Consider the following 26,318-nt stretch of genomic DNA (forward strand, 5'->3'; position numbering starts at 1 on the left):
CATGAACATTTCAGAAATCAAAGATTTGATGAGCCAATTTGATGGGTCTAGTCTGCGTGAATTCTCTTATAGCAGTAACGGCGAAGCTCTAGTCTTTAGTAAGAATGAGGGACAAACAGCTTCTGTAGTAGCTCCAGTAGAGCCAAGTTCAGCTGGGACGGTGCCGTCAACTGTGACAGAGTCAGCGGCATCACAGACAACCAGCGAACCAACGGCTCCAGCAGAGCCAGCCGCAATAGCGGCCGAGGGCGACCTTGTAGAAAGTCCCTTGGTTGGCGTGGCTTATCTTGCACCAGCGCCTGATAAACCAGCCTTCGTTTCTGTCGGAGATAGTGTCAAAAAAGGACAGACTCTCTTGATTATTGAAGCGATGAAGGTTATGAATGAGGTTCCTGCACCAAGAGATGGTGTTGTAACTGAAGTTTTGGTCGCGAATGAAGAAGTTGTTGAGTTTGGAAAAGGATTGGTGCGGATCAAATGATCGATATTACAAAAATTCGTGAGTCCCTTCCCCATCGCTACCCTATGCTTCTAGTCGATCGCGTCTTGGAGATGTCAGATGATGAGATTGTAGCGATTAAAAATGTTACGATTAACGAGCCCTTCTTCAATGGTCACTTTCCTGAGTACCCAGTGATGCCAGGTGTTCTTATTATGGAGGCTCTAGCTCAAACGGCTGGTGTCTTGGAATTGTCCAAGGAAGAAAATAAAGGAAAGCTAGTCTTTTATGCTGGTATGGACAAGGTTAAATTTAAAAAACAGGTTGTTCCGGGTGACCAACTGGTTATGACAGCTAAGTTCGTTAAGCGCCGCGGCACCATCGCAGTGGTTGAAGCCAAGGCAGAAGTTGATGGTAAACTGGCTGCCAGCGGGACCCTGACCTTTGCCCTAGGAAACTAGCTTTATGCTTATTAGATGGCTAGTTTAAAATTTTGCAGGAGAAAGACAGATAAATGTTTAAGAAAATTTTGATTGCCAATCGTGGTGAAATCGCAGTGCGTATCATCCGTGCAGCACGTGAACTGGGTGTTGAAACCGTTGCAATCTACTCAGAGGCTGATAAGGAAGCTCTGCATGTCCTCCTTGCTGATGAGGCAATCTGCGTTGGGTCAGCCCGTTCAACAGATTCTTATCTTAATATGAATGCTGTCCTGTCAGCAGCCATCGTTACAGGAGCACAGGCTATCCATCCAGGTTTTGGATTCTTAAGTGAGAACTCAAAATTTGCCACTGTGTGCGAGGAGATGAACATTAAGTTTATTGGACCTTCTGGTAGTGTCATGGATAAGATGGGCGATAAAATCAATGCACGCGCTGAAATGATTAAGGCCAATGTTCCGGTTATTCCGGGATCAGACGGTGAAGTTGTTACGGCCGAAGACGCCCTTAAAATCGCTGATAAAATTGGCTATCCTGTTATGCTCAAAGCTTCTGCTGGCGGCGGTGGAAAAGGAATTCGCAAGGTAGAAAAGGCTGAGGATCTAGTTTCAGCCTTCGAATCAGCATCGCAAGAAGCCCTAGCTGCCTTTGGTAACGGTGCGATGTACATCGAAAAGGTTATCTACCCAGCCCGTCATATTGAAGTTCAAATCTTGGGAGATGCTTACGGTAATATTATCCACCTAGGGGAACGTGACTGCTCACTCCAGCGCAACAATCAGAAAGTACTAGAGGAAAGTCCTTCTATTGCTATCGGAGCCACCCTGCGTAAAGAAATGGGGGCAGCGGCCGTTCGTGCTGCCAAGGCTGTTCAGTATGAAAATGCTGGCACAATTGAATTTTTACTGGATGAAGTGACAGGTCATTTCTACTTCATGGAAATGAATACGCGGATTCAGGTCGAGCATCCTGTAACCGAGTTTGTAACCAGTGTCGATCTGGTCAAAGAACAGATCCGCATTGCTAGCGGTGAAGAACTTTCTCACCATCAAGAAGACATTCAGATTACGGGGCATGCTATTGAATGTCGCATCAATGCAGAAAATCCTAAGTTTAACTTTGCGCCAAGTCCAGGTAAGATTACCGATTTGTACCTGCCTGCAGGCGGTGTCGGTATACGTGTGGATTCTGCTGTTTATCATGACTATACGATTCCACCTTATTATGATAGTATGATTGCTAAGATTATTGTCCATGGTGAGAACCGTTTTGATGCCTTGATGAAGATGCAGCGCGCTTTGTATGAGTTAGAAATTGATGGTGTACTAACCAATGCTGATTTTCAACTGGACTTGATTTCAGATAAGCATGTGATTGCTGGAGATTACGATACAGCATTCTTGATGGAGACCTTCTTACCAGCATATAATCAAGAAGATTAGGAGAATTTATGGCCTTATTTGGAAGAAAAGACAAGTACATCCGTATCAATCCCAATCGTTCGTTAAGGACTCCTGAACAGACCAAGCCTGAGGTGCCGGATGAATTATTTGCTAAATGTCCAAGCTGTAAGCATGTTATCTATCAGAAGGACCTAGGGGCAGAGAAAATCTGCCCTTCTTGTGGCTATAATTTCCGTATCTCGGCACCTGAACGCTTAGACTTGACTGTAGATCAAGGTAGTTTTGAAGAAATGTTCACAGGTATTGATACCAAGGATCCCCTGAATTTCCCAGGCTATAGCGATAAACTAGCAACAGTTAAGGAAAAGACAGGACTTGATGAGGCTGTTATGACTGGGACTGCTGAGATTCAAGGGCGTAAGATTGCTCTTGGAATCATGGATCCTAACTTCATCATGGCCAGTATGGGGACGGTTGTTGGTGAAAAATTGACGCGACTCTTTGAGTATGCAACAGAGCATAGTTTACCCGTTGTTGTCTTCACGGCTTCAGGTGGTGCCCGTATGCAAGAAGGTATCATGAGTCTTATGCAAATGGCTAAGATTTCTGCTGCCGTCAAACGTCATTCTAATGCTGGTCTCTTTTATCTAACGGTTCTGACAGATCCTACAACTGGTGGTGTCACAGCTAGTTTTGCCATGGAAGGGGATATAATTATTGCTGAACCACAGACTTTAATTGGTTTTGCTGGCCGCCGTGTGATTGAGACAACGGTGCGTGAACAGCTGCCTGATGGTTTTCAAAAGGCAGAATTCCTTTTAGAACACGGCTTTGTAGATGCTATTGTCAAACGTACAGAAATGAAAGAAACCATTGCTAAACTCGTTGCATTTCACGGAGGGGCCAAATGAGTGATGTTGCACGTATTTTAAAAGAAGCGCGTGATCAAGGTCGTTTGACAGCTCTTGATTATGCCGAACAGGTATTCGATGATTTTATGGAATTACATGGAGACCGTTATTTTGCAGATGATGGAGCGATTATCGGTGGATTGGCTCGTTTGGATGGTCGACCTGTCACTGTAATCGGTATCCAAAAAGGGAAAAACCTCCAGGACAATCTCAACCGCAATTTCGGTCAGCCTAATCCTGACGGTTATCGCAAGGCTTTGCGCTTGATGAAGCAGGCTGAAAAATTTGGGCGTCCAGTGATTACCTTTATTAATACAGCAGGAGCATATCCAGGTGTTGGTGCTGAAGAGCGCGGACAGGGTGAAGCTATCGCTCGCAATCTGATGGAAATGAGTGACCTCAAAGTTCCTATCATTGCTATCATCATTGGCGAGGGAGGGTCTGGCGGAGCCCTAGCTCTTGCTGTAGCTGATAAGGTTTGGATGCTGGAACATACCATCTATGCTATTCTCAGCCCTGAAGGTTTTGCTTCAATTCTTTGGAAAGATGGCTCCCGTGCTACGGAAGCTGCTGAGCTCATGAAACTAACTGCTGGTGAACTTTACAATATGGATATTGTTGATAAAGTTATTCCTGAGCATGGTTATTTTTCAAGTGAAATTGTTGAGATGATCAGGAATAACCTCATCGAAGAAATTAAACATCTCAGTCAGCTCCCTCTTGAAGATTTGTTGGAGCAGCGCTATCAGCGCTTTAGAAAGTACTAGTAAAAGCCCTTGAATAGGGCTTTTTGACTATTATACAGAAAAAAGGGAAAAACGATGTATGAAAAACTAAATGCCTACCTCGTCTACCAAGGCTTTAAATACGTTAAACCAGAAAAAGCTGGTCCTCTAGCCGGTGAAATGACAGAGCTCAAAGTGCTGGGGCAAGGCGCCCGCTCAGAATTTACAGGTATTGCTAAACATCTGGCTGATAAAGTAGCCCCTTTTGAAATGACTCGAGTCAGTAACTGGGCTAATCAGGCTCAAGTTGCCAGACCGCATTTTTGGTGCTATTTTAAACAACCTCAGGATAATCCAGATGATGTAGGTCTTGCTATCCGCCTTTATGGACAGAAAGACGATTTTGGCATCTCGGTTGAAGTCAGCTTTGTAGAGCGTAAAAAATCAGAAGATACCTTGTCCAAACAAAACAAGGTCTTGGCAGTGCCAATTGCTGAACCTCTTTACTATTTTGCCCAAGAAGATGGTGTTAGCCGTAAAGTAGAGGGAAATGAAGAAAACCGATCCAAGCTGCAAGAGACTGTCGAATCAGGAACCGTCCGAAAGGTACTGGTCAAATATGATATCCCTATAGAAGTAGGACTGTCCTTGGATTCACTAACTGATCAGCTGGCTCTGGGGTTTGACCGCGTTCTACCTTATTACGACGCAACGAAAAACTAGAATTTAAGGAGGAATAAATGGATTATAAAGAATTAAAGGCTCTTTTTGAAGCCCACCAAGACCCTGAAAATGCCCTTGCCATGGCTAAATACATGCGCAATCAGTTTCGTTTTTATGGTTTGAAAACAGCTGATCGAAGGGCACTTTATAAGGGCTTTCTTAAAGAAGCAAAGAAAAACAAATACCAGACTGGCAGCTCTTGGATCAATGCTACGAGGATAGCCACCGAGAACTCCAGTATTTTGTTTATGACTACCTGCTGGCACTGAACAAGTATTTAACCTATGAGGATATTGCGCATGTCCGTTACAATATCAAAACCAAGCCGTGGCGGGACACCATTGATTTTCTGTGCAAGGTAATCGGCAGTATTGGCTTGAGAGATGACAGGTGGCTCCTCTAATGTTAAATTGGTCGCAGGATGAAGAAATTTGGATCAGAAGGACGTCCATCGAGCATCAGCTTAGTCTAAAAGAAGAGACCGATAGAAACCTACTGGAAAAAATTCTCCTTAACAATTTCGGCGGCCAGGAATTTTTCATCAATAAAGCTATAGGCTGGGCCTTGCGGGATTATTCGAAGACCAATCCAGATTGGGTCAGGCGGTTCATCGAGAAATATGGAAATCAAATGTCTTCCTTAAGCGTAAAAAAAGGCAGACGGTTATTAGGATGTCTGGCTTTTTCCCATGTTCATAGCTAGTAATAATATCGACAGTTTTTCATTAATAGCAGAACTAGCATAATCTGTGGTATTATCTTCATTTGAAATTAAAAATTCTTTTTCTTTAAGGGGCAGTAACGTAAGTATTTAGTTTCATTAACAATGACCCTTTAGGGGTTCACAGGCCAGCTAAAAAAATTTATAATAACGACTGTCAGGTAAAAAACTGGCAAATAAAAATAAAAGAGGTATAATCTTATGACAACTCAAACATTGGAACAATTTGACGCAATGACTACTCAAGAACTGGCTGCTATTGAAGGTGGCGGTTGGTTAAAATGTGGACTTGGTACAGTTGGAGGAGCACTAACTGGAGGAGTTGCTGGCGGTGCTGTGGGAACCGTTACGTTACCTATTGTTGGCACGGTATCTGGATCTGCTGCTGGTTTTTGGGGTGGTGCAGCAACCGGTGCAGCCACATTCTGCTAAAATTTCTCATAATCCATGAAATGGAATTATTTGGAGTAGGGTAATTATTATGGATAAGAAAAAAGTAGTTTCAACTATCATATCTACAGGATTTCTTATAGTGTCTGTATCTAATTTTTTTAGAGAGTTAACCCCACTACTTTTCACTTTGAATATTATTGGATTTTCCTGTTTCCTGTTATTGGTATCTGTCAATATTAAAAGAATTGTTTTAAAAAAGTGATTTTATCCGAACCAGTCAGGTAATGCTGTACAAGGTTGCCTTGCAACAGCAGGAGGTATAGTTTATCTTGGGTATGTTTTAGAACAGATGCCCTTGAGTGGAAGTGTCTGGTGGTAATGCTGCCCTGCATTGACTATTAAAACTGGTATTAGCTAAGTTTTCAAAAAATTAGATTTATTCAGTAATACCGTTTGGCAGAATTGACTTACAAAGCAAAGAGAGAATAGTAATGCTATCTCTCTTTTTTAACAATAACTATCCACAGTAAAGATTATGGTAAAGGGAGTTAATTTGTATGAAGAAAACCTATTTAAAAAGAGTATTATTAGTATCTGCGCTTGTCTTGAGCGTTTCTACAACAGCGGCTTATGCGGATGAAACGACCGCAGATAATGCCCCTGCTTCCCCAGCATCGGCTGCTCAGCAGAGTAGGCCTGTGGCTGATGCGGCAAAACCTGCCGATTCAACACCGGCAGAAAAGGAAGAGTCAGAAGCACAAAACCCTGACGTCCAAAAAGCATCGGATGCTAACAAGTCTGACGCTAATCCTGCGGCAAATAATGCAGCTGCAAATACCACCAGTGCTGATAACACAGCCGCTGCACAGGAACAGGGAGCTGCAGGCAATCCTCAGCCTCAAACCCCTGCGCCTAATACAGCTGCTGCAGAAAATGAAGAGGAGATTACCTCGATCACACCAGAGCAGTACGAAGCTAATGTTGCTAACTTCAACAAGGTTTCAATGGCCGATGTCTACCAAATGTTTACGCAGGACAGTAAAGAGCATACTCTCTACCTTGGCCGTCCTACCTGTCCTTACTGCCGTCGTTTCTCACCAGAGGTTAAAAACTTCAATGACCTCATTGGCGGGCAGTTAGAATATTTTAATACAGATTCTCCTGATTATGATGACGCTGCCCGTAATTATATCCGTAATACAGTCGGTGTCCCAGGTGTTCCAGCGGTTCTGTATATCAAGGATGGTAAACTGATCTCAGGAGTAGCAGACAGTACCTTGACTGCTCAAGAAGTTTATCAGCGTTTGTATGTAGATCCTCAGCAGCAAAACAATAATAATGCTCAGCAGCAAAACAATAGTAATGCGCAACCAGCTGGTGATCCTTCTCTAAACAATCGTTCTAGCCAAAGTGGTCAGTCTAGCATGCTAGATCCTGTTTCGGTCTCTTCTCAAAAAGCGGCCGTGGCTTCTCAGACTAGCCGCTCTGCCTCAACTGATCCAAAGGCAGCAGCTAATCTTCCTAAAACAGGTCAAGCTCAAAATCATCTTTCCTTTTATGGTTATGTGATGCTTTTACTGGCAGCCCTAGCAACAATTGTTATCAAGAAAAAAGAAAACGACTATTGATAATTCTATGGCAGAACCAACCCAACTTTCTTAAAAAACTAGTTAGTTGTCGTATAAAATGCCTTTTATTGAAAGAAAAGAACCGGTTATTGCAAAAAAAGCGGACTTGTAGCAACCGGACTTACTCTATCAGACAGATGGTTTATGATGCAACAACAATACTATCAGTCTTAGGACTATTATTATAAAGGATAAGAATAGTGAAAAGACAGATATTTAATTTAGACAAGCATTTCAATTCATTAACAGAATCTGAACTGTCTAATATTATTAGCGGAAGGGGATGGGATACTTGCCTAGATTAAGAGGCTATCAGAAAAAAGACATCATTTATCTTGATTCTAGAGAACAGCACAGATTTTCAACAATGTAAATACTAGGCTGTGTTACGAAGAGTTTCTATAAGAAAAGTAAAGATGGAGCAGTTGCTTGCTCCATCTTTTTATAAACTTTATTAGCGCTTGCTTAAAAAAACAGATCTCCAAATTTGGAAATCTGCTTGAACTAGCTTATTAATGGTTATCAGCAATAAGTTCAACACCACCCATATAAGGTCGGAGAACTTCGGGGATAGTGACAGAACCGTCTTCATTTTGATAATTTTCAAGGATAGCTGCGACGGTACGCCCAACAGCCAATCCTGAACCATTGAGGGTGTGGAGGAGCTTAACCTTGCCATCAGCTTCGTCGCGGTAGCGAATCTGTGCACGACGCGCTTGGAAGTCTTCACAGTTAGAGCAGGAAGAGATTTCCCGATAGGTATTTTGCGCTGGAATCCAGACTTCAAGATCATAGGTCTTAGCAGCTGAGAAGCCCATGTCGCCAGTGCAAAGTGTAATCACACGATATGGGAGTTCCAATTTCTGAAGGATGTTTTCGGCATTAGCCACCATCAGCTCTAATTGATTATAAGAATCCTCTGGTTTAGCAAATTTCACCATCTCAACCTTATGGAATTGGTGCAGACGAATGAGACCACGGGTATCGCGACCAGCAGAACCAGCTTCTGAGCGGAAGGATGGACTCATAGCGGTAAATTTAACAGGCAGCTCCCTACCGTCGATGATCTCGTCGCGGTAAAAGTTGGTCAAGGGCACCTCAGCTGTCGGAATTAGGACATAATCCGTATCGGCTAGCTCAAACGTATCCTCTTTGAATTTCGGATACTGGCCAGTACCAAACATAGAATCGTGGTTGACCATATATGGTGGAATCATTTCGGTGTAGCCTTCTTTGGAATGTTCATCCAACATGAAGTTATAGATAGCACGTTCTAAGCGGGCCCCCAGACCTTTATAGAAAAGAAAGCGTGACCCGGTAACTTTAGCACCGCGTTCCCAATCTAGAATATTAAGGTTTTCACCAAGATCCCAGTGAGCCTTGATATCAAAGTCAAAATCACGCGATGTCCCCCAGCGGCGAACCTCGACATTGTCATCTTCATCAGCTCCTACAGGAACGTCATCAGCAGGAATATTGGGAAGAGTCGTGATAAATTCATCGACCTTACTGTCAAACTGAGCTAATTCAGCATCAATAGCTTTGATGTTAGCTGAGACCTTTTGCATGGCGGCGATTTGCTCCTGAGCATCTTCCTTATTGCGCTTGGCCTGTGCGATAGCAGCAGAAGCAGTGTTACGTTCAGCTTTGAGCTCTTCAGATTTAACAATAAGAGCCCGGCGTTTAACGTCCAGCTCGTGCAGCTGGTTTAAGGTTTCTTGAGCCACTCCGCGGCTGGCCAGTTTCTCAGCTACGGTGTCGAAATCAGTACGAATGCGTTTTAAATCTAACATAATCGATCCTTTCCAGAAATAAAAACACCAAATGCTTGGGGCTGGGGCGCTTGCGCGCGGTTCCACCCAGCTTCACATTCAGTGCACTTTTAATATTAACAAAATTCATAAACGGTAGAATTTCAGACTATTCCCTTGTCTGCTCGCAGCAAGCGCAGACTCTCTGCAAAGATCCTAATCCTACTTATCCGTTGCCCTTATTATATAAGAAAATAGCTGAAAAGTAAACTTAAACTTTGTAAAGCCTTTGATAAATGTCTTAAATGAACTTATGCTAGAATATCTTACATGAAGTTGAAACAAGAAAGAAATTTGGGAATTGATCTCCTGCGGATTTTTGCCATGCTCATGATTATTGTGACTCATATCCTAGGCAAGGGTGGTATTCGGGATGAAGTTGATGGATCAACAGATATTTACTATTGGACGACTTGGTTGATTCAGGTGACAGCCTATGGGGCTGTTAATTGCTATGCTCTTATCAGTGGCTATGTCGGAATCCATTCTCATTATAGATACTCCAAGGCGGTCTTGTTATGGCTGCAGGTTATTTTTTACACTCTGGGCTTTGGACTCGTATTCACTCTGACTGGTCAGGATGTTACTAAGCAAGATTGGCTGTCAGCTTTTTTTCCAGTTATCAAAGGGCAATATTGGTATATCACAGCCTACTTCGGCCTATTGGTATTTATGCCTTTGCTCAATATTGGTTTATCAAAGATTAGCAATCGAGATTTAAAATACATTGTTATTGTTGCTATCTTTTTCTTTTCTGTTATGCCTGCTCTTTTCAATACTAGGGTTGATGAATTTTCTTTCGACCGTGGTTTTAGTATGAACTGGTTGACGGTACTTTATATTATTGGTGCTTACCTCAAACGTCTTGATCTTGTTCGCCTATTTAAGGAACGAACACTTGCTCTCATCTTTGCAGTATCTATCGCTGTAACTTTTGTGATGAAATTTATTATGGGGGATATATGGTATTGGTACACCTCGCCTAGCCTATTAGCTGGATCACTTGCCATTTTTATTTGGTTTGAAACACGCTCCATCAAACGAAAAGGCCACTTTGCTAGACTCATTCAATTTTTTTCTCCAACGACTTTAGGGATCTATCTCGTCCATCTCAACCCTCTTTTAGTAAGGTTTTGGCTCAAGGATATTTTTGTTCCTTTTGTTGATTTCCCCATTGTCTTATTCCCCCTGATTATTTTAGGAACAGCTCTTCTAATTTTTGTCGTGTCAGGCCTTATTGAAAAACTGCGCTTGCATTTATTTCAATCTCTTAAAATTCCAAAGCTAGTTAATAAAATAGACAGCCTCTTTCCCTTCGCCCGTTATTACTAAAAAAAACGCTCCAGTGGAGCGTTTTTTCATGAGCTTGGAAATGAGAGAGCGAGTCAGCTCCAGTGGAGCGTTTTTTCACGAGCTTGGAAATGAGCAAGCAGTTCAACAAGCGAACGCAAAGTCCGCAGTATCCAATCACTGATAGTTCAAAATAAAAGTAACGAAAACTATTTCCGTTACTTCTTACGTGATACGAGATTTTTGAGGTTGGATCCAATCTTTTGCAAGAGGGTTGGTAATCTGACGATTTTGTCGTTACCGACCTGTTCACGAGCGATTTTAAGAATTTTACCCGAATCTTTTGATGCAAAGAGGAATTTTCCCTGCTCGGTAAAAACTTGAAAGTGACGACTAATTTTTTTACCAGAGACATTGGCCCCTATTTTATCGACCGACGTCCAAGGAATCTGGATATAGTCCTCGGGATTTTTATCATTGTAAAACTCTAAAGCTTTATCGCCGATAAGATACTTGCCGACCTTGTTTCCCATGCCGAGATAGAAGACCCCAGTGGTCGCTAGTTCGACCTTTGTATTAAGTGATTGTGCCATCTTTTCTACCTTAAGAATTTTTCTATATTATACCAAAAAAGGAGGACTTACGCCATGTATGGTCTAGAGCTTTTTATATAGGGCTTAAACTAATCGGATAGCTGAAGCCCGACTGTCTTTTAGTCTAATAGTGGCATCCTTTATAATGGTTCGTAATTTTTTGGGTTTATTTCTTAGATTGGCGTATAGGTTAAACTTCTATTTTTAAGCCAGTTTTAACTTAACAAATGGTAAGTAAGGATTTATAATAGCCACCGTTAGCTCATAAAGCTGATAAAAATAAAAAGAAAAACGAGATTATTATTGTGACAAAAGAGACACTTAATTAATTTTCAACAATAGACACAGAAGTACTTTCCTAAGTCACTAAGACTTCCGCGCAAGACTTGACTGATGTTATTGTTAATAGTTGGATTTCAGGCATTGCAAATTTTGTTGCTTATTGATAATTAAGGTATAAACTTTATTGTATTAAACTACTTTTATTAGGCTTGCCTAATGGTGTTCTGAGAGGCTCTATAACTTCTGGTAGAGCTCTCACCCATTACAGTAATTACAGAAGCCAAAAGTTAAGCGAGACGAAAAATTCTATTTTGATAAGCTCTTAAAAAAGTTGAACACAAGCTCCAACCTATCTAGTCCCCATGCTTTTGAATAGACTCCAAGGCTTTAATAACAATAAGATACTGAAATAGAAGGTCAGTTTTTACTTGTTCAATTTTTGATTAACTGACTATGCCATAATACTTGGTTTATACATTTTTCTATTATTCCATAAGAAAAAGAGAGCCAAAGCTCTCTTTGTTTTCTTGCTTACATCAATCCGGCAACATGGGCAATGATACCTACCGCAAAAAGTGCAAGAATCATAACAATAGGTGACACTTTCTTTCTAAGCAACCACATACATAATAGAGTTAACAAAAGTCCCATTAGGCCTGGAATCAATGAATCTAGCTGCCCTTGAAGGCTGTTTGTTTTGATAGGACCAAGATTTAAGTTGTCATTAAAGCCTTCAATAGCTTCCTTTAACTTGCCTCCGGTAACGGCACCATTAGGTAGAGTGACAAATGTTTTACCATTATCGTTGCTAAGCTTAGTTGTTGGTAAATCTACAGCAAATTTAACACTAACCCAACGCTCAACCAAGGCTGCTAAGATGAACATACCAAGAATAGACGCTCCCTTAGTAATCTTTTGGAGGATACCCCCTGAAAGGTCTTTGGTAATTTCGGAACCAGCTTTAAATCCTAACTCTTGTGTATACCAGAGGAAGGCCATACGGATGATATTCCACCCGAAGAAGAAAATCAGCGGGCCAACAATATTACCTGCTTGTGCAAGTGAAGCGCCAAGAGCACCAAGGATCGGACGGAGCGTAAACCAGAAAACAGGGTCACCGATACCGGCCAAGGGTCCCATCATACCGATTTTAACCCCTTGGATAGCAGCATTATCGATTTCAGCTCCATTAGCTTTTTCTTCTTCCAAAGCTAATGTTACCCCAAGGATAGGGGCAGCTACGTAAGGGTGGGTATTAAAGAACTCCAAGTGACGTTCCAAAGCTGCAGAACGATCTTCCTCAGAAGTATAAAGCTTTTTAATCGCTGGAATCAGTGAGTAAGCCCAACCCAAGTTTTGCATCCGTTCATAGTTCCAAGATCCTTGTAAGAATGTTGAGCGCCACCAAACTTTACGACGATCAGATTGTGTTAATTGAATTCTTTCTGCCATTGTTTTGCTCCTTTCTAATAGTCTTCCAAGATATCGCCAATTGGATCTCCGGAACCGCCAGAGCTACCAGCAGATCCGCCTCCATTACCAGCCATATCTGACAGGTTGAGGTAGATAAGAGCAGCTGCGACACCAATTGTACCAAGAGCAACTAAAGTAAGATCGGTAACGGCAGCAAAAGCAAAACCAAGGGCAAAGAATGGCCAAGTTTCACGGGTTGCCATCATATTGATAACCATAGCATAACCAACAGCAACAACCATACCACCACCAATGGTCATACCGTCTTTTAGCCAAGATGGAATCGCATTTAACAGCTCTTGTACAGTATGGGTAGGCAGAGCAAGAAGGAGGGCTACAGGCAACATAATACGTAAACCTTGAAGAATCAAGGCCGTAAAGTGAGCCCGTTCGACAGCGCGGATATTCCCTTTTGTTGCAGCTGTATCAGCTCCGTGAACAATCCCAACAGAGATAGTACGTACCAACATGGTCAATGCAAGTCCGGCAACAGCGAGTGGAATAGCCACTGCTTGGGCAACACCAATACCAGATTTAGAGAAATCTCCCCCTTTAACCATGATAACTGCTGCAGCCGTTGCTGCTAAAGCAATATCTGGCGCTACAGCCGCTCCGATATTTGCCCAACCGAGAGCAATCATTTGCAGTCCACCGCCGAGAACTAACCCAGCTTCTAAGTGTCCTGTAGCCAACCCAATCAAGGTACATGAAACCAATGGTTGGTGAAGTTGGAATTGGTCCAAGATACCATCAAGCCCTGCAAAGAAGGCGATGATGAGGACCAAAATAATAGAAATAACTGACATTATTCTAGTTCCTTTCGTTTATGACATAAAAATTATTGAATATGTGCCTTCTCGATAAGATCAAACAAATCTTTCTGAGAATCATTTGGGACCTTACGCACGTCGAATGTAACCCCGAGATCGCGAAGTTTCTCAAAGGTTGCAACATCGTCCTTGTCCATGGATAGGACGTTGTTGACAACGGTCTTACCAGTCGAGTGAGCCATAGAACCAACATTAAGTTCTTTAATTGGCACCCCGCCTTCAATGGCTTCCAGAGCCTCTTGCGGTGTCTCAAACAGGATGAGCGCATGTGTATCGCCAAAGCGAGGGTCCTTGGATGCTTCAACCAATTTCTTGATTGGCACAACATTAGCCTTAACACCGTTAGGTGCCGCTTGTTTGATCAGACTCTTACGCAGTTCATCTTTTGCGACAGTGTCTGAAGCAACGATGATCCGATTGGCTTTAGAGTTTGGTGTCCATCCAGTTGCCACCTGTCCGTGAAGCAGACGTGTATCTACGCGTGCCAAGTTGATTTTGAGCTTACCGTCCCCGATAACAGTACCTTCGGGGATCGCACCCTGTCTAGGACCTGCAGAACCAGTTTCAGCAGCTGGCGCTTCCTCAGTGGGATTAAGTTCTTCAGGAAGCACTTTAACACCGTCTTTGGCCTCCTTAATGATATTTGCCGCTACTTGTCCAACACCCGCATCAGCAGCCATTAAGCGCTCAGTGTAGGCTTGGATCAGCATTGGCAGATTAAGTCCTGTAATAATGGCCATTTTGCGATCAGGATTTTCACCCATAACGCGGCTGGCTTGGTTAAATGGTGAACCAGACCAAAGGTCGGCTAGGACTAGGATTTCATCGTCAGCCTCGAATTGTGCGATAGCATCGTTGAAATGGCTATAAAGGTCATCAGGTCCTTCATTTGGCATAAAAGTGACCACTTGTACCTTCTCTTGCTCACCGAAAATCATAGAGCCAGATTGGTGGATACCTTCAGCGAATTTACCGTGGCTGGCAATAATAATACCGATACCCATTCTTGAATTTCCTCCTTTTTATTTAGTTACCTCTACACTCCTTACTAATCTCTCCCGTGGACTTTTCTTTTGGAGTTTAGGGGCAGTCAAGAACAAGTCTATTGTAAAACGCTTTCAGATAAAAGTCAAGATAAATTTCTGGAAAACCCCATCTATTTTCAAAAGAATGCAAAAACTTTCATTTGCTTCTTTATACAAGATACTAAGGGCGACCGCAGATAAAGCAAAAATAGGAGGTTTGACAAAGACGCTTGCGTTTAGGAAAAAATCTATCTTTTTTGCACAATCTGCAGCCCGAGTTCAATTTACAAGATACTAAGGGCGACCGCAGATAAAGCAAAAATAGGAGGTTTGACGAAGACGCTTGCGTCTAGGAAAAAAACTATCTTTTTGACCCTATCTGCTGCTTGTGCGTCCATTCTAGATTATCAATCTTGTTTGAGAGTGGGACTCAATCGGTAAATCATGATGAAATTGCGATTTTGATTTTCCTCGCTCTCTTATTTTAAGGCCCAGGCCTCTGCCACTTTCCTGTTTTTAGGCGGCAGGATTTGGCAGTATATCTCCAGACAGCCAAACTCCACCGGAGTATTTCAATCCCACCTTTGCATAGTTGATCTTGGTTTTCTCAAACAGTCCAGTGAACTGTTTAAGAGGTTATCTGAAAATGGAACTATGCCCCAAGATAAGGACGTTCAATCAATTACTGCGTCAAACTGTCATATCTCAAATAATTTATGGAGGCAGGATTTTTGTCTCAGCCCCAAAGTTGAAAATGAGGATCAGACTGGTAGGTAGCTTTTACAGTGACAAAGTCTTAAAGGAAGCGATGTATCTGTTTGCAAAAGGTGTGTAATTTTAAGCCGATTGCAAACACATAAAAACCAGTCAGCTTCTTATTTAAAGGTGACTGGTTCTACCTATATTATTATGATCGTTTTTGAGTGTTAAAGGAATATTTCCGCCAGCTGTCTAGCAACCCCGTCTTCATCGTTGCTGTATTTTGTTATAAAATTTGCAAAAGGCAAGAGGGTATCACTGGCGTTTTTCATAGCATATCCTGTACCAGCAAAAGCCAGCATTTCTGTATCATTGTGTTCGTCACCAAAAGCGATAAGATCCTGTTTATCTTTGCGCAACCGTTCCAGCAAGTGCTTTAGGGCAAAGGCCTTGTTTACTCCTTTAGGTGAAAATTCTAAGATATTGAGCGGTCCTCCCCAAGAGTCAACCTCTACTTCGTTTTTAAAGTGCTGCTGAATTTGATCTGCCAGCAGGTATTTGTCCTCAGCATGAGTCTGCATAAGCAAAGCATTAGGATCCCGTGTAATTTTTTCAGGAATTAAGGCCATTTGGTCAGTAATCTTAGGAACACCGAAAATTTCTGGCGGGATCAATTGACGATTCTCCATTGTAATATAGAAGTTTTTGCGGTATTCACTGGCTAAGAAGTCTGTCTCAAAGGCGTCATAATTAGCAAGGGCTTCAAATAAGTAGTCCTTGTCTATCCTCATATTCAACTCGCCTGACCATTTCTTTTCAGGAATGTGGGTCAGTGCACCATTGAAATTGATCATAGGTCCTGTGAGTTCGAGTTGCCGATAGGCCTCTTGTGCCATGCGGTAGGGACGTCCTGTCACAATAATAATCTGGTGTCCCAGTGCTTTAATCTTTTTTAATGTATCTAAGGTATACTTCGAGATAGTATTGTCGCTGCGCAACAAGGTACCATCTAAGTCCAATGCAATAATTTTCTGAGTCATATTTCCTATTATAACAGAAAAAAATAAGGAATCTAACAAGAGGAGCTATATGGGGGGATCGATAGGTAATGAAAGATAAAATATAAAAGCGATTGATTTTAATTTTTAGCACTAGAAAGTGAACTAAATTTAGCTTGTTTCGGCTGTTTTTGGATAAATAGAGTTGTTTTCCGAACGATTATAGGGTATAATCAAATTATTGTTCTTTAAAATTAAGGATGATGAAGTATAAGAAAGGAATGCTTCCATAAAATGGAAAAATTTTTTAAACTGCAGGAACGCGGAACAGACCTCCGCACAGAGATCATGGCAGGGCTAACTACCTTCTTTGCCATGTCCTATATTTTATTTGTCAATCCAGCCATGCTAAGCCAAACAGGAATGCCCCAGCAGGGTGTTTTCCTAGCAACGATTATTGGAGCAGTTGCAGGAACACTCATGATGGCCTTTTATGCCAATCTGCCTTATGCTCAAGCACCTGGTATGGGACTTAATGCTTTCTTTACCTATACAGTTGTCTTCTCATTGGGCTACAGTTGGCAGGAAGCTTTAGCTATGGTCTTCCTTTGTGGAGTTATTTCGCTGATCATCACGGTCACCAAGGTTCGTAAGATGATTATTGAATTTATTCCAGCAACCCTTAAATCAGCTATTTCAGCTGGTATTGGTATCTTTTTAGCCTATGTTGGTATCAAAAATGCCGGCTTTCTTCACTTTGCCATTGATCCTCACACCTATACAGTGTCAGGTAAAGGAGCTGGCAAAGCCGCCGCCTCTATTACTGCAGATGCTTCAGCAACACCAGGCTTAGTGCCTTTTAATAATCCGGCTGTTCTTCTTGCGCTCATTGGTTTAGCTATCACAATTATCCTCATCGTTAAAGGAATTCGTGGTGGAGTCATTATTTCCATTGCCTTAACCACCCTTGTCGGAATTCTCCTAGGGGTCGTTAAACTTGGGGCGATTGATTGGCAGGCAACAAGTCTAACCGCCTCCTTTCACGACTTGAAAAGTATCTTTGGAGTAGCTCTTGGCAGTCAGGGACTGGGTTCTCTTTTTGCCACTCCTTCGCAGGTTCCAGGTGTCCTCATGGCAATTTTAGCCTTTTCTCTGACTGATATTTTTGATACAATCGGTACTTTAATTGGTACAGGTGAAAAGGTTGGGATTGTAGCAACTACCGGTGAAAACAAGGAGTCAGCAGGGCTAGATCGTGCTTTATTTTCAGATTTGGTAGGGACATCAGTTGGTGCAATCGCTGGAACCTCCAACGTAACGACTTACGTTGAATCAGCAGCAGGCATTGGTGCAGGTGGACGAACAGGCCTGACTGCCTTGGTTGTGGCGATTCTCTTTGCCGTTTCTAGTATCTTTAGTCCTTTGGTATCTATTGTACCAACACAGGCTACCGCTCCGATTTTGATTATTGTTGGGATCATGATGCTATCTAATCTGAAAAATGTCCAATGGGATGATCTCTCAGAAGCTGTACCTGCCTTCTTTACGTCCATTTTTATGGGATTTGCTTATAGTATTACTTATGGCATTGCTGCTGGTTTTATCACCTACACTCTGGTAAAAATTATCAAGGGAGAAGCCAAGGATGTTCATGCCATTCTCTGGATTTTGGATCTTCTCTTTATACTGAACTTCATAAGCTTAGCAATTCTTTAGTTTCTCTTGCAAAAAGGCTGTTGCGGCAGTCTTTTTTGCAGAACAAAAGACCAGATGGGCAGAAAAAATTGGACGGAAACTGCTTTTTTGATATAATGGCTTTATGTTTTATAGTCATAGTGAAGATGAGCTAATAGCTATTGGAATTAAAATCGGACAAGCTCTACAGGCACAAGATATTCTTGTGCTGAAGGGGGAACTCGGAGCCGGTAAGACCACGCTGACTAAGGGAATTGCTAAAGCATTAGATATTGATCAAATGATTAAAAGTCCGACCTACACGATTGTGCGCGAGTATGAAGGGAGACTTCCGCTCTACCATCTGGATGTTTATCGCATTGGGGATGATCCGGATTCTATTGACTTAGATGATTTTCTCTTTGGTAATGGAGTAACTGTTATTGAATGGGGAGAGCTTCTAGCCGGTAGCCTACCGGCTGACTATTTAGAAATAGTCATTGCTCTAACTAATGATGGTCGTCAGGTCTCTCTTAGGGGGACTGGACAGCGTTCCCGCGACTTAGTGGAGAAGCTTAATGACTAGCCAAGAGATTGTTTTTGAAGAGGCCAGAGCTCAGGAAGCTGTTTATGTGAGTCAATTTTTAAATGAGCTTACAGCGGAGACTGACTTGATTATTAAGGATAGGCCTAGTCTGGCACCAGAACAAATGGCAGAATTCTTATTGAAGCAGTCTAAAAGTGAGCGTGATATTTGCCTGCTTGCCAAGTCAGGAAGCCAGGTCCTTGGCCTCTTGAATTTGGTCAGCTTTCAGATGGCAACAGGTGGTTGGTCAGGTGATATATTCCTAGCTGTTGCTAAAGATTATCGCGGCTATGGTCTAGGTCAGACCCTGCTGGAGTTAGTCTTAGATTGGGCGCAGGAAACTCAATTATTGGAACAGTTAGAATTGACTGTTCAGGTTAGAAATAAGCCTGCTCTTCATCTTTACCGAAAGTTTGGTTTTGAGATTGTCAGCAGACAGAAGGCTGCTGTGCTAAGTAGAGATAATCAGTATCTTGATATCTACTCTATGAGTAGAGCACTATAGTAAGGATAGATATGAAACTAGGAAGAAAAATTTTTTTAATGTTGTCTGCCATTATCGTGACAACAGTTGTTGCAGGTCTTGCTTATGGCGGGAGTGCCCTTAGCTTTTCTAATAATCAATTAGCCAAGACCTTTAAGCAGTACGGAGCATCCAGCAATGCCATCGAGCAGACTGAGCCTTTCTCGATTTTGCTCATGGGGGTGGATACCGGTGATTCTCAGCGTAAGGAAACATGGGAAGGTAACAGTGATACTATGATTCTGGTCACCGTTAATCCTAAAACAAAGAAGACCACCATGACTAGTTTGGAGCGCGATGTTTTAGTTAACATGTCTGGAGACTCAGATTCTGAAAATCAGGCTAAATTAAATGCAGCTTATGCTAGTGGTGGTACCAAGAAATCCTTATCGGTCATTGGGGATCTCCTTGATATTAATATTGACTATTATATGCAGGTCAATATGCAGGGGTTGGTTGATTTGGTTGATGCCGTTGGTGGTATTAAAGTTACTAATAATTTTGATTTTCCCATCTCTATTGCTGAAAATGAACCTGAGTACACAGCAACTGTTGAACCAGGAACCCACCATATTAATGGTCAGCAGGCTCTGGTTTATGCTCGGATGCGTTATGATGATCCAGAAGGCGATTATGGCCGTCAAAAGCGCCAGCGGGAAGTTATCCAAAAGGTTGTTGCCAAATTGCTCAATATGGGTAGCAGCGTTAGTAATTATCAAAGAATCCTCAAAGCTGTTAGTAAAAATATGCAGACAGACATTGACTTATCCTCCAACAACCTAACCAACCTTCTAGGCTACAAAGACGCTATTAGCAATGTCAAAACCTACCAGCTTAAAGGGACAGATGCTATGATTGACGGTGGTTCTTACCAGTTGGCGGATGCTGATGGTATTCTTAAGATTCAAAATCGCATTAAAAAGGAATTAGGATTGAAAAAAGGAACAGCTTCTAATTTAAAAACGAATGCAGTTCTCTATGAAGACATCTATGGTGATGGCAGCTTTTCTTCAGACGCTAGCTCTGACAGTGGTTATAGCGATTATGGTAGTGGTAGTGGTAGCAGCTATAGTGACGGTGGCTATGCCCCAGGAGCTGGTTCTAGCGGCGGTGATACGGGCGGCGCAGTAGGCGGATATGGCAATGATGTGGGTGCTTATAGTAATTCTGGTGAAGCAGGCTCCAATGGTAACTATGGTAGCAATAGTATCCCTAGCTATTAATGGTAACCTGCGGCCAGTTACGACGTGAGCAGAAATTTCATGATCAATCCAATCTAGTGAGGGACTAAAGAAGCCAATGATGGTTGCTATTAGTAAATGGGATGCTTCGCTGTTTTTATGACTTCAAAGCAGCGACAAAATGAGCTTTCCCTAGATAACCTTTTAACCACTTTAACTTCACCACCTTGTCTCATTTGATTTTGGTATAAATAAAAAGGCCAGCTCGACAGTGATGCAGAGTTGGCCTTTTGAGATAGGATAAGAATTGCTTTTTTAGAGCTTATGATTGATGGATAAGCAAGCAGCTCAAGACTGAGTAAAGTGGCAGGGGAAAGCAGTTTAGAAGCCGTTTATAAGACCTTGTTCAAGCTATTCGGCAAATATATTTAGGACTAATAAAAGCTCTTTAATCATTATTGCCTTGCCATTTATTCATCCGTTGCTGGATCTCATGCAGACGTCCCTCGGCCTCCTGCTCAAAAATATTGAACTGGTAAGTCAGATCTGTCTTATAGTTTTTAATCTGTTTCAGCTCTTGCTGAATAATTTGTAAATTATCTTTGATATTGGTGACATCGGTCTGAGCTTTTTCCCAGATTTGAGCAGTTTCTATGAGAGTTCTTTTAATGGTATAGCGATGATAGTAGGCTTGATAAGCACCGTAGCCAGCTAGGCCCGAAAGTAAAAAGGTTTTCAGTCTCATTTAGTCACCTCACTTGCAATCGCTTGAGCCAGCTGCCCTAGTGCTTCAAAATCAGGTTCATGTTCAGTAAAGGTAATACCAATTTCATCTTGGTTGCTGTAACGAGGGATAATATGAACATGAGCGTGAAAGACACTCTGACCGGCGATTTCCTCATTATTATTGAGAATATTCAGCCCCTTAGCTCCTGTAGCAGTTTTAACAGCGCGTGCCAATTTTGGCAAGCGTTTAAATAAATCCGTTGCCACCTGCTCAGACATATCAAGCATATTTCGAACATGCTTTTTTGGAATAATCAAGGTGTGTCCCTTGGTCGTCTGCGAAATGTCCAGAAAGGCCAGAACCTTATCATCTTCATAAATCTTTGATGATGGGATTTCTCCCGCAATAATTTGGCAAAAAATACACTTGTCCATTTTAAATCCTCTCAATCTATAAGTACGTAAACTAGGCAGCTGCAGCAAAAGAAAAGATTGCATTAAGGTGGCAGAACCATTTTGCAGCCCTTTAGTCTCCAATTTGTTCATCAAATGATGTTTTTGTTATAATGATTATATCAAAAATTAGAGAGAACATTATGCTGAAAATAGAGAAGATGACCGGCGGTTACTTCAATCTGCCTGTCCTTAAGGAAATTTCTTTTGATGTACCGGATGGTCAATTGATTGGTCTGATCGGCCTCAATGGTGCTGGGAAATCAACAACTATTAAAGAAATTATCGGCCTTTTAACCCCTTATCAAGGTAGCGTCACGATTGATGGCTTGAGCCTGAATCAGGATCAGGCAGCCTACCGTCGAAAAATTGGCTTTATCCCTGAGACTCCCAGTCTGTATGAGGAACTGACCCTAAAGGAACATTTGGAAACGGTTGCTATGGCTTATGATATTCCGACTGACCAAGCGATGGAAAGAGCTGAGAAGCTTTTGGACCTCTTTCGTCTCACTGATAAGTTAGATTGGTTTCCAGTGAACTTTTCTAAAGGAATGAAGCAGAAGGTTATGATTATCTGTGCGCTTATTGTTAAACCGCGTCTACTGATTGTTGATGAACCCTTTCTTGGGTTGGACCCTGTGGCTATCAATGATTTAACTGATTTGTTAGCAGAAGAAAAGGCTAGGGGGACAGCCATCTTAATGTCTACTCATGTCCTAGACTCCGCTGAGAAAATGTGTGACTCCTTCGTTATTCTTCATCAAGGACAGATTCGTGCACAGGGGACTTTGGCAGATTTGCGGAAGAATTTTGGTCAAGATGGTGCTAGTCTCAATGATATCTACATGACATTGACAAAAGAGGTTTAGGATGAAGGATATATTTGCCAAACGTCGCTTTGACTTTAACCAACAATGCATCAAGTACCTACGTTATGTCTTCAATGATCATTTTGTTATCGTATTGTTTGTTCTTTTGGGCTTTCTTTTGGTCCAATACAGTAACCTCCTGCAGCACTTCCCTAAAAATCACTGGCCTATTCTGGTAGGATTAGGCGTATCCAGTGTATTGCTGCTGTGGTCAGGAAGAATAGCGACCTATCTAGAGCCAGCTGACCAGATTTTTTACCTACCTAAGGAGAAACAAATAGTTGGTCATATCAGGCAGGCTAGGCTACGCTCCTTTATACTTTGGGGGAGCGTGCAGACACTGTTTTTAGTACTCCTAGCTCCTCTTTTTCTAGCTTTAGGTCTTTCTAAACTAAGCTTTAGCATTTTCTTGATTCTCATGCTGCTGATCAAGGCAATCGTTCTAGCTTTCAAAAGCCGGAAATTAGTCAATCAAAATCGCCTCAATTGGACCGAAGCCATCCAGCAGGAGCAGGGACGTCGCCAGTCCATCCTTAAGTTTTACTCTCTTTTTACTAGAGTCAAGGGAATTTCCAGTCGAACAAAACGCCGTGCTTATCTAGATGGGCTGCTGGCTCGGCTACCCCGAAAGCACAGCAGTCTCTGGTCCAATCTCTACCTGAGAGCTTACCTACGCAGCGGTGATTACTTAGGACTTAGTCTACGTTTGCTGGCTCTCAGCCTTCTTAGTATAGGATTTATCCGAACAGGACTGATAGGGGTTGTTCTGTCACTTCTTTTCAATTATCTGTTACTCTTTCAATTATTGGCCCTCGCCAACCACTATGACTATCAGTATCTTACTCAGTTATTTCCCTTAGAAGCTGGGTTGCAAAAGCGTAATTTCAAGCAAGTTTTGAGAGGAATCCTTTATGTCATTTCTTTGATAGAAGTACTTGTTTTTCTAACTTTTGCTTTTTCTTGGCAAGGGTTAGTGCTCTTGTGCGGGCTGACCCTCTTCTTGGTAGAACTTTACTTGCCTTATAAATTGAAGAGGATGATTGACGAGGCTTGATAAAACAAGTAAAATAAGAAGACAATTAAGGCATCGAAATAAGCATTAATAGAAAGGGAGCTATTGTGACAACTACAGATTCAGATTTAACTTTAAAACCCTTGCGCGGTAAAAGCGGCAAGGCCTATGTTGGGACTTATCCCAATGGCGACCGCGTCTTCGTCAAAATGAATACAACACCAATCTTGGCTGCTCTGGCTAAGGAACAAATTGCCCCCCAGCTTCTATGGGCTAAGCGGATGTCGAATGGTGATGTTATGAGTGCACAAGAATGGCTGAATGGTCGCATTCTTAATAAGCAAGACATGGGCAGTAAACAAATCATCCAGATTCTTTTGCGTATGCACCGGTCAAGAACCTTGGTTAATCAGCTTTCCCAGCTTAACTATAAAATTGAGACGCCGAGAGATTTAGTCATTGATTGGGAAAACAATGTACCTGAGCAGCTGCGAGCGAATTCTTTTCTCCAGTCTATTGCTCAAGAACTCAAGGATGATTTGCCTGAGTTTGACCCTGAAAAAGCAACAATTGTCCATGGTGATTTACGCCACAGCAATTGGGTCATTACGACCAGTGGTTTAATCTATCTTGTCGACTGGGATTCTGTGCGCCTGACTGACCGTATGTACGATGTTGCTTACATGCTCAGCCACTATATTCCTTATACCCACTGGAGTGAATGGCTCAGCTACTATGGCTATAAAAATAATGACCTCGTCATGAAAAAAGTAGCCTGGTTCGGACAGCTGTCCTATTTGACCCAAGTGCTCAAGTGTTATGATGAAAATGATATGGAGCATGTTAATCAAGAAATTTACGATTTGCGTAAGTTTCGCGAGATAGTTGGTAAAAAGTAAAATGCGAGTAAGAAGACGTAAGGGTGCCGAGGAGCATCTCGCTAATAATCCTCAGATTGTTGTTTTAAGGCCTCAGGATGCCAAGGGAAACTGGCATAAAATTTTTGGCAATGCTAATCCCATCCACATTGAGGTAGGCTCAGGCAAGGGAGCTTTTATTGCAGGCATGGCGGCTGCTCACCCTGATATTAACTACATTGGAATTGATATTCAAGTATCAGTTCTCAGCCATGCCTTGGACAAGGTATTAGAGAGCAGGGCGGACAATATCCGCTTACTACGAGTCGATGGCTCCAGCTTAACTAATTATTTTGATGAGGAAGAAATTGACCTCCTTTACCTCAATTTTTCTGATCCTTGGCCCAAGAAAAAGCATGAAAAGCGCCGTCTAACCTATAAGAATTTTTTGGATTCCTACAAGCAGATTTTACCACCGCATGGCGAGATTCATTTTAAAACAGATAATCGTGGATTATTTGAGTATAGTCTCGCTAGCTTTTCGCAGTATGGCATGACCTTGCAAAAGGTTTGGCTGGATTTGCATGCCAGCAATTTTGAGGGAAATATAATGACTGAATATGAAGAAAAATTTTCTCAAAAAGGTCAGACTATCTATCGAGTTGAGGCTAGGTTTTAAAAAGTTTTTATGTTATAATGTCACTTGTGTGACATTTATAATGGAGAAGTCGCATAGTGGCCGAGTGCGCACGCTTGGAAAGCGTGTAGTCCTTAACGGGGCTCGGGGGTTCGAATCCCCTCTTCTCCTTGTTTTTAGGGTACGCCAGTGGCTTGTTATCTAAGTGCGGAGCACTTGATAACAAGGGTCAATCACTAGAGTGAATTAGAATTAGATTTCCCCTCTTGCTAACTCCGTTTGGTTAATAAGAGTGGCTATCCAAACTTCGTGTTGCTACAGTTCTAAAAATAAAAAGCGATTGGAATTTTAAGGGGTCTAATGCCGTTTGTTTGAAAGCAAGGCGCCCCACCTAAATGTTGAGCTTTTGGGCTGACTTTAGATAACAAGAGGCAAGGAGCCAGCGGATACAGTCAAAATGGAGATGTTAATGCAGAGCTTCCAAAAGCTCTAAGAATAGTAATTTTAGAGAAGTTAGTCTGCGTTTGAATACCCAGTAAGAGAAAGTGATATCCTTTCTGTTTAAGATTGAGCAGCCAGATATAGAGCCGTTGCGCTATCGGCATTCTACGGGCCCCTGAGATAATAGATGAGAAATCTAGATATTATCAGATTAATCCTGCTGCAGAAGCAGGTTTTGCTGTGAGATTTGAAAAAATTGGTTAAATATGGGCCTAAAGTGCATATTATCCTTGCAATCAAGGGGTTAACATGCTATACTATGCTCAAGAATACGAAAAGAAGGAGGCGGAGTTATGACTTCGCCTCTTATGTATTGATTTTGTTTTCCTTTGAAAACTAGAAAGAAGAGGAAGTTACTATCGCCAATCAAACTATTGTAGATACCGTGAGTGACTTGGTTAAACCAGTTATTCCTGAGCCTTTTGAACTGGTTGATGTGGTCTATGAAAAGATGGGTTCTGATTATGTTCTATCTATCTTGGTAGATAAGCCTGAAGGAATCACTGTAGATGACACGGCTGCCTTGACCGATATTATCAGTCCCCTGCTGGATACGATCAAACCAGATCCCTTTCCCAACCAGTATATGCTAGAGATCTCCAGCCCTGGCTTAGAGCGCCCTCTTAAGACCGCTGACAGTCTCAAGAGTGCTATTGGTTCTTATATCAATGTCAGTCTTTACAAAGCTATTGATAAAGTAAAAATTTTTGAAGGGGATTTAATTGCTTTTGACGGTGAAACTCTGACGATAACTTATATGGATAAGACTAGGCAAAAGACAGTCGAGATTCCTTATCAGACAGTGGCCAAGGCTAGGATGGCTGTTAGGCTTTAGGCTTAAAAGTGTTGAACCAACTATAAACGCGTTAAATTATACAACTAGAAAGGATAAGAGCTCGGCTAAAACAGCGAGCAA

26 protein-coding genes, 1 tRNA gene and 1 pseudogene are annotated in these 26,318 nt (G+C 42.0%); 20 read left to right on the top strand and 8 right to left on the bottom strand.

The genetic code is table 11. The features are described from left to right. Position 1 precedes the first annotated feature (1 nt). The 9 genes and pseudogenes from accB (at position 2) to AC4HAO_RS07060 (ending at position 7,382) form a co-directional block, all read left to right on the top strand. Positions 2-481, top strand: coding sequence for an acetyl-CoA carboxylase biotin carboxyl carrier protein (gene accB / locus AC4HAO_RS07020; RefSeq protein ID WP_491134971.1), 480 nt, complete (start codon positions 2-4; stop codon positions 479-481). Next, positions 478-900, top strand: coding sequence for a 3-hydroxyacyl-ACP dehydratase FabZ (gene fabZ / locus AC4HAO_RS07025; protein WP_491134972.1), 423 nt, complete (start codon positions 478-480; stop codon positions 898-900). The genes accB and fabZ overlap by 4 nt, the downstream gene beginning before the upstream one ends. A gap of 53 nt (positions 901-953) precedes the next feature. After that, positions 954-2,321, top strand: a complete 1,368-nt coding sequence (locus tag AC4HAO_RS07030) for an acetyl-CoA carboxylase biotin carboxylase subunit (protein WP_491093969.1) — start codon at positions 954-956, stop codon at positions 2,319-2,321. 8 nt (positions 2,322-2,329) lie between these two features. Continuing rightward, positions 2,330-3,193, top strand: coding sequence for an acetyl-CoA carboxylase, carboxyltransferase subunit beta (gene accD, locus AC4HAO_RS07035; protein ID WP_491093970.1), 864 nt, complete (start codon positions 2,330-2,332; stop codon positions 3,191-3,193). Beyond that, positions 3,190-3,960, top strand: coding sequence for an acetyl-CoA carboxylase carboxyl transferase subunit alpha (locus tag AC4HAO_RS07040; protein WP_491134973.1), 771 nt, complete (start codon positions 3,190-3,192; stop codon positions 3,958-3,960). Before accD ends, AC4HAO_RS07040 begins: the two co-directional genes overlap by 4 nt. Before the next feature lie 54 nt (positions 3,961-4,014). Next, on the top strand, positions 4,015-4,641 hold the full coding sequence (locus AC4HAO_RS07045) for an HI_0552 family protein (protein ID WP_491134974.1): 627 nt from the start codon (positions 4,015-4,017) through the stop codon (positions 4,639-4,641). A 17-nt stretch (positions 4,642-4,658) separates the two neighbouring features. Further along, a pseudogene (locus tag AC4HAO_RS07050) lies at positions 4,659-5,343 on the top strand (DNA alkylation repair protein). A gap of 219 nt (positions 5,344-5,562) precedes the next feature. Next, complete coding sequence (locus AC4HAO_RS07055) at positions 5,563-5,793, top strand: Blp family class II bacteriocin (RefSeq protein WP_491093973.1); 231 nt, start codon at positions 5,563-5,565, stop codon at positions 5,791-5,793. 518 nt (positions 5,794-6,311) lie between these two features. Beyond that, on the top strand, positions 6,312-7,382 hold the full coding sequence (locus AC4HAO_RS07060; protein WP_491134975.1) for a DUF6568 family protein: 1,071 nt from the start codon (positions 6,312-6,314) through the stop codon (positions 7,380-7,382). A gap of 512 nt (positions 7,383-7,894) precedes the next feature. Here AC4HAO_RS07060 and serS read toward each other — a convergent pair. Beyond that, the gene (serS, locus tag AC4HAO_RS07065; protein ID WP_491134976.1) at positions 7,895-9,175 is read right to left on the bottom strand and encodes a serine--tRNA ligase; all 1,281 of its coding nucleotides are present in this window, start codon (positions 9,173-9,175) and stop codon (positions 7,895-7,897) included. Between the two features lie 288 nt (positions 9,176-9,463). On the opposite strand from serS, the gene AC4HAO_RS07070 reads away from it, so the two are divergent. Further along, positions 9,464-10,525, top strand: coding sequence for an acyltransferase (locus tag AC4HAO_RS07070; RefSeq protein WP_491134977.1), 1,062 nt, complete (start codon positions 9,464-9,466; stop codon positions 10,523-10,525). A gap of 176 nt (positions 10,526-10,701) precedes the next feature. On the opposite strand, the gene AC4HAO_RS07075 is transcribed toward AC4HAO_RS07070, so the two are convergent. The 5 genes from AC4HAO_RS07075 to AC4HAO_RS07095 form a co-directional block, all read right to left on the bottom strand. Beyond that, the gene (locus AC4HAO_RS07075; RefSeq protein ID WP_491134978.1) at positions 10,702-11,076 is read right to left on the bottom strand and encodes a DUF956 family protein; all 375 of its coding nucleotides are present in this window, start codon (positions 11,074-11,076) and stop codon (positions 10,702-10,704) included. Positions 11,077-11,889: 813 nt separating this feature from the next. After that, positions 11,890-12,810 (bottom strand): PTS system mannose/fructose/sorbose family transporter subunit IID, encoded by a 921-nt coding sequence (locus tag AC4HAO_RS07080; RefSeq protein ID WP_491094067.1) that lies wholly within the window; start codon positions 12,808-12,810, stop codon positions 11,890-11,892. A 14-nt stretch (positions 12,811-12,824) separates the two neighbouring features. Continuing rightward, positions 12,825-13,637, bottom strand: a complete 813-nt coding sequence (locus AC4HAO_RS07085) for a PTS mannose/fructose/sorbose transporter subunit IIC (RefSeq protein ID WP_491134979.1) — start codon at positions 13,635-13,637, stop codon at positions 12,825-12,827. A gap of 32 nt (positions 13,638-13,669) precedes the next feature. Further along, positions 13,670-14,665: a PTS sugar transporter subunit IIB gene (locus AC4HAO_RS07090; protein WP_447453059.1), complete on the bottom strand. Its 996-nt coding sequence runs from the start codon at positions 14,663-14,665 to the stop codon at positions 13,670-13,672. 947 nt (positions 14,666-15,612) lie between these two features. Further along, positions 15,613-16,425, bottom strand: coding sequence for a Cof-type HAD-IIB family hydrolase (locus AC4HAO_RS07095; protein WP_491094065.1), 813 nt, complete (start codon positions 16,423-16,425; stop codon positions 15,613-15,615). Between the two features lie 252 nt (positions 16,426-16,677). On the opposite strand from AC4HAO_RS07095, the gene AC4HAO_RS07100 reads away from it, so the two are divergent. The 4 genes from AC4HAO_RS07100 (at position 16,678) to lytR (ending at position 20,389) form a co-directional block, all read left to right on the top strand. Beyond that, a complete protein-coding gene (locus tag AC4HAO_RS07100) occupies positions 16,678-18,099 on the top strand; it encodes an NCS2 family permease (protein ID WP_491134980.1) in 1,422 nt (473 codons plus the stop codon). A gap of 103 nt (positions 18,100-18,202) precedes the next feature. Then, on the top strand, positions 18,203-18,643 hold the full coding sequence (tsaE, locus tag AC4HAO_RS07105; RefSeq protein ID WP_491094063.1) for a tRNA (adenosine(37)-N6)-threonylcarbamoyltransferase complex ATPase subunit type 1 TsaE: 441 nt from the start codon (positions 18,203-18,205) through the stop codon (positions 18,641-18,643). Continuing rightward, the gene (locus AC4HAO_RS07110) at positions 18,636-19,148 is read left to right on the top strand and encodes a GNAT family N-acetyltransferase (protein WP_491134981.1); all 513 of its coding nucleotides are present in this window, start codon (positions 18,636-18,638) and stop codon (positions 19,146-19,148) included. Before tsaE ends, AC4HAO_RS07110 begins: the two co-directional genes overlap by 8 nt. Before the next feature lie 11 nt (positions 19,149-19,159). After that, a complete protein-coding gene (gene lytR / locus AC4HAO_RS07115) occupies positions 19,160-20,389 on the top strand; it encodes a glycopolymer--peptidoglycan transferase LytR (protein ID WP_491134982.1) in 1,230 nt (409 codons plus the stop codon). A gap of 406 nt (positions 20,390-20,795) precedes the next feature. Here lytR and AC4HAO_RS07120 read toward each other — a convergent pair whose 3' ends face one another. Together AC4HAO_RS07120 and AC4HAO_RS07125 are read right to left on the bottom strand one after the other, a co-directional pair. Further along, positions 20,796-21,092, bottom strand: coding sequence for a hypothetical protein (locus AC4HAO_RS07120; RefSeq protein WP_491094060.1), 297 nt, complete (start codon positions 21,090-21,092; stop codon positions 20,796-20,798). Next, the gene (locus tag AC4HAO_RS07125) at positions 21,089-21,508 is read right to left on the bottom strand and encodes an HIT family protein (protein WP_491134983.1); all 420 of its coding nucleotides are present in this window, start codon (positions 21,506-21,508) and stop codon (positions 21,089-21,091) included. Before AC4HAO_RS07125 ends, AC4HAO_RS07120 begins: the two co-directional genes overlap by 4 nt. A gap of 161 nt (positions 21,509-21,669) precedes the next feature. Between AC4HAO_RS07125 and AC4HAO_RS07130 the strand changes: the two genes are divergently transcribed. The 6 genes from AC4HAO_RS07130 to rimP all read left to right on the top strand — a co-directional run bounded on the left by AC4HAO_RS07130 (position 21,670) and on the right by rimP (position 26,237). Then, positions 21,670-22,395: an ABC transporter ATP-binding protein gene (locus AC4HAO_RS07130; RefSeq protein WP_447452734.1), complete on the top strand. Its 726-nt coding sequence runs from the start codon at positions 21,670-21,672 to the stop codon at positions 22,393-22,395. A 1-nt stretch (position 22,396) separates the two neighbouring features. Next, complete coding sequence (locus AC4HAO_RS07135; RefSeq protein ID WP_491094058.1) at positions 22,397-23,449, top strand: ABC transporter permease; 1,053 nt, start codon at positions 22,397-22,399, stop codon at positions 23,447-23,449. 65 nt (positions 23,450-23,514) lie between these two features. Then, positions 23,515-24,306, top strand: a complete 792-nt coding sequence (ccrZ, locus tag AC4HAO_RS07140; RefSeq protein WP_491094057.1) for a cell cycle regulator CcrZ — start codon at positions 23,515-23,517, stop codon at positions 24,304-24,306. A gap of 1 nt (position 24,307) precedes the next feature. After that, positions 24,308-24,943 carry a tRNA (guanosine(46)-N7)-methyltransferase TrmB gene (trmB, locus tag AC4HAO_RS07145; protein WP_491094056.1) on the top strand — a complete coding sequence of 212 codons (636 nt, stop codon included), beginning with the start codon at positions 24,308-24,310 and terminating at the stop codon, positions 24,941-24,943. A gap of 42 nt (positions 24,944-24,985) precedes the next feature. Continuing rightward, positions 24,986-25,072: transfer RNA gene (locus tag AC4HAO_RS07150), tRNA-Ser, on the top strand. Between the two features lie 688 nt (positions 25,073-25,760). Further along, positions 25,761-26,237: a ribosome maturation factor RimP gene (gene rimP, locus AC4HAO_RS07155; protein ID WP_491094068.1), complete on the top strand. Its 477-nt coding sequence runs from the start codon at positions 25,761-25,763 to the stop codon at positions 26,235-26,237. Positions 26,238-26,318: the final 81 nt, after the last annotated feature.

The sequence above is a fragment of the Streptococcus sp. ELY_137 genome (assembly GCF_058314515.1).

What these genes read in the sequence shown, in the direction of transcription:
- accB (WP_491134971.1), top strand. Translation starts at nt 2, where the DNA reads ATGAACATTTCAGAAATCAAAGATTTGATGAGCCAATTTGATGGGTCT.
- fabZ (WP_491134972.1), top strand. Translation starts at nt 478, where the DNA reads ATGATCGATATTACAAAAATTCGTGAGTCCCTTCCCCATCGCTACCCT.
- AC4HAO_RS07030 (WP_491093969.1), top strand. Translation starts at nt 954, where the DNA reads ATGTTTAAGAAAATTTTGATTGCCAATCGTGGTGAAATCGCAGTGCGT.
- accD (WP_491093970.1), top strand. Translation starts at nt 2,330, where the DNA reads ATGGCCTTATTTGGAAGAAAAGACAAGTACATCCGTATCAATCCCAAT.
- AC4HAO_RS07040 (WP_491134973.1), top strand. Translation starts at nt 3,190, where the DNA reads ATGAGTGATGTTGCACGTATTTTAAAAGAAGCGCGTGATCAAGGTCGT.
- AC4HAO_RS07045 (WP_491134974.1), top strand. Translation starts at nt 4,015, where the DNA reads ATGTATGAAAAACTAAATGCCTACCTCGTCTACCAAGGCTTTAAATAC.
- AC4HAO_RS07055 (WP_491093973.1), top strand. Translation starts at nt 5,563, where the DNA reads ATGACAACTCAAACATTGGAACAATTTGACGCAATGACTACTCAAGAA.
- AC4HAO_RS07060 (WP_491134975.1), top strand. Translation starts at nt 6,312, where the DNA reads ATGAAGAAAACCTATTTAAAAAGAGTATTATTAGTATCTGCGCTTGTC.
- serS (WP_491134976.1), bottom strand. Translation starts at nt 9,175, where the DNA reads ATGTTAGATTTAAAACGCATTCGTACTGATTTCGACACCGTAGCTGAG.
- AC4HAO_RS07070 (WP_491134977.1), top strand. Translation starts at nt 9,464, where the DNA reads ATGAAGTTGAAACAAGAAAGAAATTTGGGAATTGATCTCCTGCGGATT.
- AC4HAO_RS07075 (WP_491134978.1), bottom strand. Translation starts at nt 11,076, where the DNA reads ATGGCACAATCACTTAATACAAAGGTCGAACTAGCGACCACTGGGGTC.
- AC4HAO_RS07080 (WP_491094067.1), bottom strand. Translation starts at nt 12,810, where the DNA reads ATGGCAGAAAGAATTCAATTAACACAATCTGATCGTCGTAAAGTTTGG.
- AC4HAO_RS07085 (WP_491134979.1), bottom strand. Translation starts at nt 13,637, where the DNA reads ATGTCAGTTATTTCTATTATTTTGGTCCTCATCATCGCCTTCTTTGCA.
- AC4HAO_RS07090 (WP_447453059.1), bottom strand. Translation starts at nt 14,665, where the DNA reads ATGGGTATCGGTATTATTATTGCCAGCCACGGTAAATTCGCTGAAGGT.
- AC4HAO_RS07095 (WP_491094065.1), bottom strand. Translation starts at nt 16,425, where the DNA reads ATGACTCAGAAAATTATTGCATTGGACTTAGATGGTACCTTGTTGCGC.
- AC4HAO_RS07100 (WP_491134980.1), top strand. Translation starts at nt 16,678, where the DNA reads ATGGAAAAATTTTTTAAACTGCAGGAACGCGGAACAGACCTCCGCACA.
- tsaE (WP_491094063.1), top strand. Translation starts at nt 18,203, where the DNA reads ATGTTTTATAGTCATAGTGAAGATGAGCTAATAGCTATTGGAATTAAA.
- AC4HAO_RS07110 (WP_491134981.1), top strand. Translation starts at nt 18,636, where the DNA reads ATGACTAGCCAAGAGATTGTTTTTGAAGAGGCCAGAGCTCAGGAAGCT.
- lytR (WP_491134982.1), top strand. Translation starts at nt 19,160, where the DNA reads ATGAAACTAGGAAGAAAAATTTTTTTAATGTTGTCTGCCATTATCGTG.
- AC4HAO_RS07120 (WP_491094060.1), bottom strand. Translation starts at nt 21,092, where the DNA reads ATGAGACTGAAAACCTTTTTACTTTCGGGCCTAGCTGGCTACGGTGCT.
- AC4HAO_RS07125 (WP_491134983.1), bottom strand. Translation starts at nt 21,508, where the DNA reads ATGGACAAGTGTATTTTTTGCCAAATTATTGCGGGAGAAATCCCATCA.
- AC4HAO_RS07130 (WP_447452734.1), top strand. Translation starts at nt 21,670, where the DNA reads ATGCTGAAAATAGAGAAGATGACCGGCGGTTACTTCAATCTGCCTGTC.
- AC4HAO_RS07135 (WP_491094058.1), top strand. Translation starts at nt 22,397, where the DNA reads ATGAAGGATATATTTGCCAAACGTCGCTTTGACTTTAACCAACAATGC.
- trmB (WP_491094056.1), top strand. Translation starts at nt 24,308, where the DNA reads ATGCGAGTAAGAAGACGTAAGGGTGCCGAGGAGCATCTCGCTAATAAT.